The 12,781-nt window shown below is 65.3% G+C and carries 8 protein-coding genes; 4 read left to right on the top strand and 4 right to left on the bottom strand.

Annotation, left to right across the window (positions count from 1 at the left end):
• Window positions 1-78 precede the first annotated feature (78 nt).
• From trpB to OCA5_RS00270, 4 genes are all read left to right on the top strand, one after another.
• Complete coding sequence (gene trpB / locus OCA5_RS00285) at window positions 79-1,296, top strand: tryptophan synthase subunit beta (RefSeq protein WP_012561653.1); 1,218 nt, start codon at window positions 79-81, stop codon at window positions 1,294-1,296.
• Window positions 1,293-2,129: a tryptophan synthase subunit alpha gene (gene trpA, locus OCA5_RS00280; protein WP_012561654.1), complete on the top strand. Its 837-nt coding sequence runs from the start codon at window positions 1,293-1,295 to the stop codon at window positions 2,127-2,129. The genes trpB and trpA overlap by 4 nt, the downstream gene beginning before the upstream one ends.
• A 207-nt stretch (window positions 2,130-2,336) precedes the next feature.
• Window positions 2,337-3,275, top strand: a complete 939-nt coding sequence (gene accD / locus OCA5_RS00275) for an acetyl-CoA carboxylase, carboxyltransferase subunit beta (RefSeq protein ID WP_012561655.1) — start codon at window positions 2,337-2,339, stop codon at window positions 3,273-3,275.
• Window positions 3,272-4,600 carry a bifunctional folylpolyglutamate synthase/dihydrofolate synthase gene (locus OCA5_RS00270; protein ID WP_012561656.1) on the top strand — a complete coding sequence of 443 codons (1,329 nt, stop codon included), beginning with the start codon at window positions 3,272-3,274 and terminating at the stop codon, window positions 4,598-4,600. The genes accD and OCA5_RS00270 overlap by 4 nt, the downstream gene beginning before the upstream one ends.
• A 246-nt stretch (window positions 4,601-4,846) precedes the next feature.
• On the opposite strand, the gene trxA is transcribed toward OCA5_RS00270, so the two are convergent.
• From trxA to OCA5_RS00250, 4 genes are all read right to left on the bottom strand, one after another.
• Window positions 4,847-5,167, bottom strand: a complete 321-nt coding sequence (trxA, locus tag OCA5_RS00265) for a thioredoxin (RefSeq protein WP_012561657.1) — start codon at window positions 5,165-5,167, stop codon at window positions 4,847-4,849.
• A gap of 154 nt (window positions 5,168-5,321) precedes the next feature.
• Window positions 5,322-8,807, bottom strand: a complete 3,486-nt coding sequence (addA, locus tag OCA5_RS00260; RefSeq protein WP_012561658.1) for a double-strand break repair helicase AddA — start codon at window positions 8,805-8,807, stop codon at window positions 5,322-5,324.
• Complete coding sequence (gene addB / locus OCA5_RS00255) at window positions 8,804-11,977, bottom strand: double-strand break repair protein AddB (protein ID WP_013912703.1); 3,174 nt, start codon at window positions 11,975-11,977, stop codon at window positions 8,804-8,806. The genes addA and addB overlap by 4 nt, the downstream gene beginning before the upstream one ends.
• Window positions 11,978-12,037: 60 nt before the next feature.
• On the bottom strand, window positions 12,038-12,760 hold the full coding sequence (locus tag OCA5_RS00250) for a nucleotidyltransferase family protein (RefSeq protein ID WP_012561660.1): 723 nt from the start codon (window positions 12,758-12,760) through the stop codon (window positions 12,038-12,040).
• Window positions 12,761-12,781: the final 21 nt, after the last annotated feature.

Raw genomic sequence — 12,781 nt, 5'->3', positions numbered from 1 at the left:
CAGATGCCACATTGTGCGCGTCTGCAAACATCAAGACGTGGATGGCCGGAATAAATCCGGCCATGACGAAGGTTAGGTATGAGTCTTCCAAAACCCAATTCCTTCCGCGCAGGCCCTGATGAGCGTGGTCACTTCGGCACCTTCGGCGGCCGCTTCGTCGCCGAAACACTGATGCCGTTGATCCTCGATCTCGAGAAGGCCTATGCCGCGGCGAAGGCCGATCCGTCATTTCAGAAGGAAATGAACGGCTATCTCAAGGATTATGTCGGCCGTCCGTCGCCCCTGTATTTCGCCGAACGCCTCACCGAGCATCTCGGCGGTGCGAAGATTTATCTCAAGCGCGAAGAGCTGAACCACACCGGCTCGCACAAGGTGAACAACGTGCTCGGCCAGATCATGGTCGCGCGCCGCATGGGCAAGAAGCGCATCATCGCAGAGACCGGCGCGGGGCAGCATGGCGTTGCCACCGCGACGCTGTGCGCGCGCTTCGGGCTCGAATGTATCGTGTACATGGGTGCGGTCGATGTTGCGCGGCAAGAGCCGAACGTCATCCGTATGGAGATGCTGGGCGCCAAGGTGGTGCCGGTGCAGTCCGGCACGCGCACGCTGAAAGATGCGATGAACGATGCGCTGCGCGATTGGGTGACGAACGTGGCGACCACGTTCTATTGCATCGGCACGGTGGCGGGCCCGCATCCCTATCCTGCGATGGTGCGCGACTTCCAGTCGGTGATCGGCCATGAGACGCGCGAGCAGATGATGGCGGCGGAAGGCCGCCTGCCGGATTCGCTGGTCGCCTGCATCGGCGGCGGCTCCAATGCGATGGGGCTGTTTCATCCGTTCCTCGATGAGCCTGCCGTCGAGATTTTCGGCGTCGAGGCCGCGGGCCATGGGCTGACGAATTTGCACGCTGCCTCGCTCGCGGGCGGTCGCCCCGGCGTGCTGCACGGCAATCGCACGTATCTCCTGATGAACGAGGACGGCCAGATTCAGGACGCGCATTCGATTTCGGCGGGCCTCGATTATCCCGGCATCGGACCGGAGCATGCCTGGCTGCACGAGACCGGCCGCGTGACGTATCTGTCCGCGACCGACGAGGAAGCGCTCGCCGCGTTCCAGTTGCTGTCGCGGCTCGAAGGCATCATTCCGGCATTGGAGTCGGCGCATGCGATCGCGAAGCTGTCGCAGCTCGCGCCGAAGCGGCCGCGCGATCACCTGATGGTCGTCAATCTCTCCGGCCGTGGCGACAAGGACGTGCCGCAGGTCGGCGATATTCTGCGGGGGCGCAAGTCATGACCACGCGCCTCGATACCCGCTTCGCCGATCTCAAGAAGGAAGGCCGCGCCGCGCTCGTCACCTTCCTGATGTGCGGCGATCCCGATCTTGAAACCTCGCTCGCGATCATGAAGGCGCTGCCGAAGGCGGGCGCCGATGTGATCGAGATCGGCATGCCGTTCACCGACCCGATGGCGGATGGGCCTGCGATTCAGGCGGCAGGGCTGCGCGCGCTGAAGGCCGGCACCACGCTGAAGAAGACGCTCGATGTCGTGCGCAACTTCCGCAAGGGTGAAGCGGCAACGCCCGTCGTGCTGATGGGCTACTACAATCCGATCTTCATCTACGGTGTCGATCGCTTCCTCGTCGATGCGAAGGAGGCGGGCGTCGATGGGCTCATTGTCGTGGACTTGCCGCCGGAGGAAGACGAGGAGCTGTGCCTGCCCGCGCTCAAGGCCGGTGTGAACTTCATCCGGCTTGCGACGCCGACGACCGACGACAAGCGGCTGCCGGCCGTGCTCGCCAACACGTCGGGCTTTGTCTATTACGTCTCGATCACCGGCATCACCGGCGCCGCCGCAGCCGACGACAAGCAGGTCGGCGAAGCGGTGGCGCGGATCAAGCGTCACACCCAATTGCCGGTCTGCGTCGGCTTCGGCATTCGCACGCCCGAGGCGGCGGCCCGCATCGCACGCCATTGCGAGGGCGCCGTCGTCGGCTCTGCGCTTGTCGATGCGCTGCGCGGAACGCTCGACGCCGAGGGCAAGGCCGGGCCGAACACGGTATCCGCCGTCACCGACCTGGTCGCTGCGCTGGCACAGGGCGTCCATGGCGTCAAACCAGTGTCGGCGTAATCGTTCTTGTTTCCCCTCTCCCCTTGTGGGAGAGGGTGCTGAGCCACTATGTGGCGAAGCGGGTGAGGGGTCGCGTCGGCGTCTCATCCGCAGTAAAATACCCCTCACCCGGCTCGCACCTTGCTTCGCGCGGTGCTTGCTACCTTTTCCTGTAAGGGGAGAAGATTTGGCGATCGCGCCGGTCAAGGGATGTATGGAGACCAACGCATGAACTGGCTGAACAATGTGGTCCGACCGAAGATCCGCAGCATTCTCAAGCGCGAGACGCCGGAGAATTTGTGGATCAAGTGCCCGGATTCCGGCCAGCTCGTGTTCTACAAGGATGTCGAGGCGAACCAGTTCGTCATTCCCGGCTCCAACTATCATATGCGCATGGGCGCGACCGCGCGGCTCAAGTCGATCTTCGACAACGAGACCTGGTTCGATGTCGCGCTGCCGGACGTTGCCGCCGATCCGCTGAAGTTTCGCGACGAGCGCAGATACGCCGACCGCATCAAGGATGCCCGCGCCAAGACCGGCATGAACGATGCGGTGAAGGTCGGCTACGGCCGCATCGAGAGCACGCCCGCGGTGGTCGCGGTGCAGGATTTCGATTTCATGGGCGGCTCGCTCGGCATGGCGGCGGGTGAGGCAATCGTCACCGGTCTGCAGCTCGCGGTCGAAAAACACGCGCCGTTCATCATGTTCGCGGCGTCGGGCGGCGCGCGGATGCAGGAAGGCATCCTGTCGCTGATGCAGATGCCGCGCACCACGGTCGCGATCCAGTTGCTGCGCGAGGCGGGGCTTCCCTACATCGTGGTGCTGACCAATCCGACGACCGGCGGCGTCACCGCGTCCTACGCGATGCTGGGTGACGTGCAGTTGGCCGAGCCCGGCGCGCTGATCGGCTTTGCCGGTGCGCGCGTGATCGAGCAGACCATTCGCGAGAAGCTGCCGGAAGGTTTCCAGCGCGCCGAATATCTCAAAGAGCACGGCATGGTCGACATGGTGGTGCATCGCCATGAGATGCGCCCGACGCTGGCGCGGCTGTGCCGTCTTCTGATGAAGGTGCCTGCGCCGCATGCGGATGAGGTCGCCGCACCGCCGCCGCCCGATGTCGAAGGTCCGCCGCCGGCTGCGGAGCCGGTTGCGCTGCCGCCGGCGTGAGCGCGGCCCAACCCGCACCGCGTAAGCTCGACGATCTTCTGGCGCGGCTCGCGGCGCTGCATCCCAAGCGCATCGATCTCGATCTGTCGCGGATGCATCGCATCCTCGAAGCGCTCGACCACCCCGAACGCCGCCTGCCGCCGGTGATCCATGTCGCCGGCACCAACGGCAAGGGCTCGACGGTCGCGTTCCTGCGCGCGATCTGCGAGGCGGCGGGCCTGCGCGTTCACGTCTATACCTCGCCGCATCTCGTGCGTCTCAACGAGCGTTTTCGTATCGCGGGCGAGCTGGCGAGCGATGCCCAGCTTGAAGACGCGTTCGCGCGGTGCGAGCGCGCCAACGGCGGTGCGCCGATTACGCTGTTCGAGATCGAGACCGCGGCCGCGTTCCTGTTGTTCTCGCAGCATATCGCCGATGTGCTGCTGCTCGAAGTCGGCCTCGGCGGACGCTTGGATGCCACCAACGTGGTGGAGACGCCGCTTGCGAGCGTCATCACCCCGGTTGGGCTCGATCATTTCGAATTTCTCGGTGACACGCTGATCAAGATCGCCACCGAGAAGGCCGGCATCATCAAGCGCAACGTGCCGGTGATCGTTGCCGAGCAGCAGGCCGAAGCGCAGGCGGTGATCGAGCAGACCGCGCGGAAGATGCGCGCGCCGCTGTTCTGCGCCACGCAGGAATGGCATGTCGGCGTCGAGCATGGCCGGCTCGTCTATCATGACGAGCGCGGGCTTCTCGATGTCACCGCGCCGCGGTTGTTCGGCCGTCATCAGTTCGACAATGCCGGTCTTGCGATCGCAACATTGCGCGCGATCCCTTCGCTCGCGATCGAGCCAGCCGCGTTCGAGCAGGGCGTTGTCTCCGCCCAATGGCCGGCGCGGATGCAGCGTCTGCCTGCTGGCACGTTGGCTACGCTCGCGCCGCAGGGTTGCGAGCTTTGGCTCGACGGCGGCCACAATGCCGATGGCGGGCGCGTCGCCGCCGCGGCGCTGGCCGATCTCGGCGAGCGCGTCGAGCGTCCGGTGGTGCTGATCGTCGGCATGATGGGCAACAAGGACGCGCGCGCGTTTCTTGCGAATTTTTCCGGCCTCACTCGCCACGTTCTCGCGGTGCCGATCCTGGACAACGACAACGCGATGGAGCCCGAGGCGTTGGCTGCCGTTGCACGCTCGCTTGATCTGCGCGCCGACGTGATGCCGGGCGTGACGGAAGCGCTGGCGCGCCTCGCCTCGCTTGCCTACGAGACGCCACCACGCATTCTCATCACCGGCTCACTCTACCTCGCGGGTCATGTGCTGGCGGAAAACGGCACCCCGCCGGGGTAGGTGTCATTGCGAGGGCCAAGATCTTTCTTTCACCTCTCCCCGCGAGCGGGGAGAGAGCCTGCCCTCGGGCTTGACCCGAGGGTCGGCGCGTAGCGCCGGGTGAGGGGGAGTTGCAACAATCGCGAATGTTCGCCCCTCACCCCGACCCTCTCCCCGTAAGAAAACGGGGCGAGGGAGGAGAAGCCCAAAACAAAACGGCCGGTGAAATCTCACCGGCCGTCGTTCAAATCCGAATATGCGGGCAGCTTACACCGCGGCGGTGATCCACTGCTGCAGCTTCTGCTTCGGCGCGGCGCCGACCTGGCGCGAGGCCATCTCGCCGCCCTTGAAGATCATCAGGGTCGGGATCGACATCACGCCGTACTTCGATGCGGTCTTCGGGCTCTCGTCGACGTTGAGCTTGACGATCTTGACCTTGTCGCCCATCGCACCGGCGATCTCGTCGAGCGCGGGCGCGATCATGCGGCAGGGGCCGCACCACTCCGCCCAGAAGTCCACGACCACCGGACCTTCCGCCTTGAGGACTTCAGCCTCGAAATCGGCGTCCGAAACTTTGCCTACGCTCATGATATTCCTCGTTGATGACGGCCCGATCGATCTCGGAGCCCGATGACGTGGCGCAAACGTAAGAATGCGGCCGTGGCCGGTCAAGGCTGGCAAAGTGTCCGCCTTGCTGTTATACCGAATCGCAGGGCTCGAAATTCTCCAGTTAAATCAACGACTAGAAGGCTCGCCTGGCGAGCGATGCCAGCTCTGCGTCCAATGTTGAAGGCGGCACTTCGACGATCTGCGGGCCCTGTGTCCACAGGAGCGCACAGCGCACCGGCCGCCCCGGCGAGAGTTTCGCAAGCACCGCACGATAGAGCGCAAGCTGGCGCACATAATGCGGCGGCATCGCGCCTTGGGGCACCGCGCCGGTCTTGTAATCGACGATCATCACCTCATCCGGCGTCATCACCAGGCGATCGATCTGCCCGGAGACGCGCACGCTGGTGCCGTTCAGCGTGAGGCGGCCCGCGATGGAAACCTCGGCGCGGCTGCCGGGGCCGAACAGCGCCGCAAATCGCGGATCGTCGATCAGCGCGAGCACCTGACGGATGAGTGTGGTGCGCTCTTCCTCGGACGCATCCTGCACATGGCGGGCGAGGAAGCGCAGCGCCGCCGCTTCGCGTGCCTCCTGTGCAAGATCGGGCAGCGATTGCAGCAGGCGATGTACCCACTGGCCGGTCAGCCGTGCACGTTGAAGGATGGTTTGCTCTGCCGAGAGTGGCGCAGCGGTGTCACCTCCGGCGCTGGAGGGCGCCAGCGTGATTTCCTTCGCGCGGACCTGCGGGGCATCAGCATACAGCCAGTCCGGCAACGACTTTAGCTCGGCGGGGGCGGACGCGGCGTCATCACGCGCAATGTCCAGTGCGGCCTCGTCCTTGCGGGCATAGCGTTTCGCCGGCCCGAACGGTGTCTCGACTTCGGTGAGAACCAGAGGCGACGCGGCAAGACCTTTCTCGATCAGGTCGTACCACGATAGCTCGCGCACATTGTTGCGGTTGCCGGGCTTGCAGCCGCCCACGATCAATCGCTCGGCGGCGCGCGTCATCGCGACATAGAGAAGGCGGCGATATTCGTCCTCGATCTCGCCGCGCATGGTGTCGCGCGCGCGGGCGACATCCTCGGTGTCGTCGTCCTTGGCGCCCGCCCACAGCACCACTTCGCCGGGCCCGGCATTGCCATGCGGCATGTGGATCAACCTCAGCCGTTGCGTGTCCGACGGCGAGGTCGTGGTATCGACCAGAAACACCACGGAGGCCTCGAGGCCTTTCGCGCCGTGCACGGTCATCACCCGCACTTCGTCGCGCAGGATTTCCATGTCGCGCTTCACGTCGGTGTCGGCGGCGCGCAGCCAGGCGATGAAGCCCTGCAATGAGGCGGGCGCCTTGCGCTCATAGGTGAGCGCAAGTTCGAGGAATTCGTCGAGCGCGTCGTTCGCCTCATGGCCGAGCCGCTTGAGAATGCGTGCGCGCCCGCCATGGCCGCCGCTGTCGCCGCCCAAGAGCCATGCGAAGAAGGCGAACGGCGTCATCCGCGCGGCGCGCATGGCACAAGTTTCGAGAAACTCGCTCGCGATGCGCAGCCGCTCGGAGCTTGCCGCATGCGCCGCCAGCGCCTCGCGCAGCGAGCCGGTGCGCGTCGGCGCGATCGTCAGCAGGTCGTCATCGGTGAGGCCGAACAGCGGGCTCTTCAGCGCGACCGCGAGGGCGAGGTCGTCCTGCGGCAATAATAGCGCATCGGCGAGATGCATCAGGTCGATCACCGCGATGTGCGCGGTCAGCTTCAGCCGGTCCGCGCCCGCGACCGGAATGCCCGCATGCTTCAGCGCCTGAATCACGGCATCGAACGCCGCGCCGCGCCGCCGCACCAGAATCATCACGTCGCCATAGCGCAGCCTGCGGCGTCGGCCGAGCGGGCCGGTCATGGTGCCGGCCGCAATCAGCGCCTTGATCTCGCTTTCGACGCGGCGTGCGAGCTTCACTTCCGGGCTTGCGGGCGAGACGGTGTCGAACGGCGCCTGCCAGCCCTCGATCTCCTCGCGGGTGTCCGGCTCCTCGACCGGCCACAGCTCGACCGTCGCGGGCGCGGCGTCGGGCAATGCATCGTGCACCGGATAGGCATCGTCGATGTGGATCGAACGATAGATCGTCTGCTCGCGAAACACGTAATCGACCGAATCGAGAATCGCCGCGCCGGAGCGGAACGAATGCTTGAACGAGACCGACTCGAACGACAGATTTGCGTGCGCATGCCGCGTCGCCATCGCGCGTCGCCGCAGGTCGAACTCGCGCGGTGCCGCACCCTGAAACGAGAAGATCGACTGCTTCTCGTCGCCGACCGCGAATACCGTGCGGTGGATCTCGCCGCGCGCGCCGGCACCGGCGGTGAATTCGGAAACGAAGCTCTCGATGATGTCCCACTGCCGCGGACTCGTGTCCTGCGCCTCGTCGATCAGCACATGATCGATGCCGCGGTCGAGCTTGAAATGCACCCAGGAAGCATAGCCGCCGGTCAGCATCGCGTGGGTCTTGTCGATCAGGTCGTCATAGTCCAGGAGCCCGCGCGCCTGCTTCTCCCGCCGGTAATGCGCGGCGACGGCGCTCGCGATCACGAGTAGCGCATGCGTGCGGTCGCGCTGGATGATGGCGCGGCGGCGATCGGCCAGCGCGCGCAGACGCGGCTGCTCCTGCGACAGCGCGGCGGCAAGCGCGCCGTGCATCGCGGTGAGCGATTTCGTCATCAGCGATTTGCGTTCGCTGCCCTCGCCGGTGAAGAACACGCCGAGATAGGCCTCGAGCTGCGCTTCGCCGGTCAGCGCCGCGGCGGCGCGCAGGCGGGCGCCTTGCGTCGCATCGGTCTTGCCGCCGTCCTCGAAGGCGTTCGCAGCCTCAATCCAGCGGCTGCGCGGCAGATGCGGACCCTCCACCATCTCGCGCTCGACCGCGTCGCATTGCGCATCCATCGCGACGCCGAGCGCGCGGCAGACCTGCGCCATCGCCGCCTCGATGCTGCCGGCACCATCCGCCCACGCCATGAAATGCTCGCGGCTGAGGCAGGCCTCGTGCACCACCTCCTTGAAGGTGACGTCGGCGGCCTGCGTCATCGCAAAGGCGAGCGCACGGCCAAGCGCACTGTCAGGCGCGCGCGCGGCCTCCAGCAGCACCGCGAGGTTGGCGCGCTCCATCATTTCGGTCTGGTCACGCTCGTCGAGCACCGCGAAATGCGCGGGCACGTTGGCCTCGAACGGAAACTGCTGCAACAGCCGCGTGCACAGCGCGTGAATGGTCTGCACCTTCAGTCCGCCCGGCGTTTCCAGCGCGCAGGCGAACAGCTTGCGCGCCCGCACACGCATCTCGCGCGTTGCCGGCGCGCCGACATGGCGGATCGCGGCATCGAGCGCGTCGTCGTCGAGCGCGACCCAGCGCCCAAGCGTCTCGAACACGCGTTGCGCCATGTTGGCGGCGGCGGCCTTGGTGAAAGTGATGCAGAGAATCTTTTCCGGCGCGACATCGGCGAGCAAGAGGCGGATCACCCGGGTGACCAGCACGTGGGTCTTGCCGGAGCCCGCGTTGGCCGCGACGAAGGCAGACGCCTCCGGGTTCGAGGCGCGCGCCTGCGCGTCACGCACCGCATCGGGAATGTTGGCGCGGGGCGTGCTCATGCGTCGCCTCCGCCGAGATGCGTCGCGACCGACCATTCCTTGATGCGCGCGAGATCGTCATAGACGCCGTAGCGATCCGACCACATCGCCAGCGCAAGCGAATTGTAGGCTTGCTTCGGATCGTCGAACTTCCTGATGAGCGCAGTGAGCTTGGCGAGCGCGGCGTCAGCAGCGTCATCGGGCAACTGCACATCGCCGCCCTTTGGTGTCAGATTGACGATCTGCTCCTTGCCCGCTGGGTTATTGCCGCTCAGGCGGACGTAAACGAGTTCGCTCACTGATGGATTCGCAGGGAGCGATGCAAAGGCGTGACGGAATCCGCCACCGCGCAGGATCGCCGCTTCCAATGTGAGCTGCGGCGACAGCCCAAGCTGCACCTGCTTGTTGCTCGGCGGCTGGCCGGTCTTGTAATCAATGATTGCAAAGGTGCGATCGGCGCGCAGCTCGATGCGGTCGGCGCGCGCGCTCAGCCTGAACTCGCGCCCGTCACCGAGCGGAATCGCAATCTCGCCGCGCTGCTCGGCGGCGATCTCGACAGTCTCGGCGCGGCGCCTGAGTTCCCAGCCGGCGAACCAGTCGGCGATGCGCAGAAAGCGTGGCCACCACAGTGCCCGCGCCTCGGGATGTGCCATCAGCGCCGCGAAGTGCTCCTCGCCGCAAAAACGTAATTCTGCCACAATATCTTCCGGCAGAGTTTTGCTGTGTTTTTGAGTGAAATCCCCGAGCGCGTTGTGGATCGCGGAGCCCCGATCGGCGGCCGTCAACGGCAGGTCCACCGGATCGAGCAGTGTCAGCTTCAGAATGCGCTTGGCAAATATCGTATAGGGATCGCGCAGCCAGTCCTCGATCTCGGTCACCGACATCTGCAGCGGCCGCAGCGCCACCGGCGGCGTCGGTGCAGGTTGTGCGACGGGTGTAATGCTGTCCGGTGCATCGAGTGCTTCGGCATAGCGGACGTAATCCGCGCCGCGTTTCTCGGCTTCCGTCCACGCCTTCGTGCCGGCGATTGCTTTCATGCGATGCAAGAAGCGCGAGGCCACCGCCGGCGCGCCGCCAACCTTGGTTGCATGCGTGATGATGACTTCTTTGGCGCCGAGCAGTTGCGCGAAGTCGTGCGCGGTGAGGCCGATGCGCCGTTCCGGCAGGTCGAGACCGAGCTCGTGCCGCATCGGCCGCGAGAGCCATGGATCGATCCGCGGCGCAGGCGGCCACACGCCTTCGACCAAGCCGCCGAGAATGACGCGGTCGCATTGCGTGAGCCTCGCTTCGAGAAGGCCGTAGATCCGCAGCGCTGCATCGGAATTTTCCGGGCGCCGCACGACACGATTTGCAAACGCGGTCGCGAACAGGTCGGGATAGTCGGCAGCCTCAAGCGCGATATGAGTCGGCGCCGGTACATCGTTCTCGTTCGGCGGCGCTAGTTCATTGAACGCAGATGCAAGCTGCTGACCGTCCGTGCCTGCGAATGCAGCGATCAGGCCATCGTTGTCGCGCGACAGATGCGTGATCGTCTCGTAATGACGCTGCGCCAGCGTTGCGAAATCATGCGTGCCACGAACGACGCTTTCGAGCGGGGCGAGTGCGGAAACCAGCGCATCGAGCGCGCGTGTGGCAGATTCGATGTCGTCCGGCGTCAATCTCGCGCGCGGCTCGGACGGATGCAGCGTCGAGAGTTCTTTGCGCTGTGTCTTGCTCCATTCCTCGACGAATGCAGCAAATGCAGCCTGCAATCCCTTGCAGCCGGGTGCAGGCCGCGTTCCGCGCAACACCGCGAGCTCGAGATTGGCGGTCGCTTTTGTCCAGCCACCCGCAGGCGCACCGAGCCGCAGCAAAGGATGCTTGAGAAGCGCGAGCAATGTTGGTGGCGCGAGCTCGCTCGTCACAGTCTCCGCCGCGAGCCGCGCAAAAATGCCGGCCGGCGTATCCATCAGCGAGTCGCCGCCGGAATCATCGTATGGCAATTGCCAGCGGCCAAGTGCGGCCATCACGCGGCGCGCCAGCGCACGGTCCGGCGTCACAAGCGCCGTGGTCTTGCCGAACTGCCGCGCCTCGCGCATCGCAGTTGCGATTGCAAGCGCCTCCATCTCCGGATTGGCGGCCTCGACGATGGCGAGATTGTCAAACCCCGCTTCGATGCGCGTTGTGACATCCGGATCGGCGAGGCGGTGATGCCACTGCGCGGTTTCGCGCGCGGGGCGCATCGCCTCGGACGCAATCAATTCGCGACCATGAGCGGACGGCTCTGCCAGCGCACGCACCGCCTTGCGATCGACGCCGAACACATCGAGAAGCCCGTGTAACGCATATTGCGGGTGGCTGGAGAGCGGATGTTCGGCAAAGCGCCCGGTGGAATCGCGCACACCACCGATCGCGCGCCATGCCTCATCGTCGAGATCGGTGTCGAGACCCGGCAGCACCACCGCACCTTGCGGATGTTGCGCGACGGCGTGCAGAAATTTCGCAGTCGACGGCATCGAACCGGTCGAGCCCGCTGCGATGAACGGGCCGGGCGCTGCCGCCATCCGCGCTGCCTCTGCTGCAATCAAAAGGTCGCGCCGCGCGACAGGTTCGATCAATTCGGATTCCCGCAGATGCGCGGGCCATGCCTCGCTTGCGATCTTGAGAAAGTCGAGCGTGATCTTCCAGTATTGATCGAGATCGTCCGGCACCAGCGTATTGAGCGCATGCCAATCGACGCCGCGCGTCGTCATGTCGTCGATCAGGCGTGCGAGGTCGTCGGCAAGCGCAAGCGTCGATGCGGGTCCGCCGGCGACGAGCGGCGCGGAGGCCAGTTCGCGCGAGCCGAGCCGCTTCGCCCATGCGCTGACCAGCCGCATCAGCACCAGCCGGCGCGGCAGGCCGTCGAGCGCATCCGGCACGTTGAGTGAAGGAAACTCTGTCGCTTCGTCCTGCGCGAAGGCGAGTTCGTCCTCGTCGACATGACCGAGCGCGACGATCCGCGGCAGCAGCACGGCGTCCTGCTCCATCACGTCGAGAAATACCTCGCGCGCCATGCGGCAAGCACGCTGCGTCGGCAGGTAGAGCGTCGCTTCTGCCAGGCGTTCGGGATTTTTGCGTGCCTCGAATCCTTCGATCAGGCGGCCGTCCGCGAGCGCCGTCAAAAGTGTGCGCAGGAACGGAGCGGAGGAGGGAATGTTGAAAAGGCGCATGGCGGATTCTGACGCCGAGCGGACCATGAGAGAAGGGCTTTGTCGAGACAAATGACGGCGTCAGGCCGCGCTGGCAAGGATCGCTTTCTCCGCTGCGGCGATCGCTTCCGGCGTGCCGACATGCATCCAGATGCCTTCGAGCCGCAGCCCGAACAACCGTCCGTGCGTGGCAGCCTCGTCAAACAATTTTGTCAAAGAGAATGCACCCTGCGGCGCGTCCTTGAAGATCGCGGGCGACAGGATCGCCGCGCCCGCATAAACGAACGGCACGACATGCTGCTCGGTGCGCCGCTGCAAACGGCCATCGGTTAGCATGGTGAAATCGCCGGCGCCGTCATAGCCGATGCTGCCTGCGGTCGGCGCCATCAGAAGCAGGATGTCCATTTGCATTGGATCGAACGCATCGGCGAGCCGTTGCAGGTTCGGTGCAACGCTGTCGATCCACAGCGTGTCGGCATTGAGATGGAAGAACGGCGCGTCGCCGAGCAGCGGCAGCGCCTTCGTTACGCCGCCGCCGGTGTCGAGCACTTCGTTGCGCTCGTCGGAGATGATGACGTTCGGCGCCTTGCGCGAAGCTGTGTGCGCGATGATCTGCTCGCCGAGGTAATGCACGTTGACGACGGCGGTGCGCACGCCCACTTCATCGAGCCTGTCGAGTACATGATCGATCAGCGGCTTGCCCGCGACTTCGACAAGCGGTTTCGGGGTGTGGTCGGTCAAGGGCCGCATCCGCGTGCCGAAACCGGCCGCGAGAACCATGGCGCTATGAGGTTGAACAGGCATCGTCGTCCTTCAGGCGAATCG

The sequence above is a fragment of the Afipia carboxidovorans OM5 genome (assembly GCF_000218565.1).
Classification (GTDB): domain Bacteria; phylum Pseudomonadota; class Alphaproteobacteria; order Rhizobiales; family Xanthobacteraceae; genus Afipia; species Afipia carboxidovorans.
This window is presented reverse-complemented; position numbering and strand designations above follow the sequence as displayed.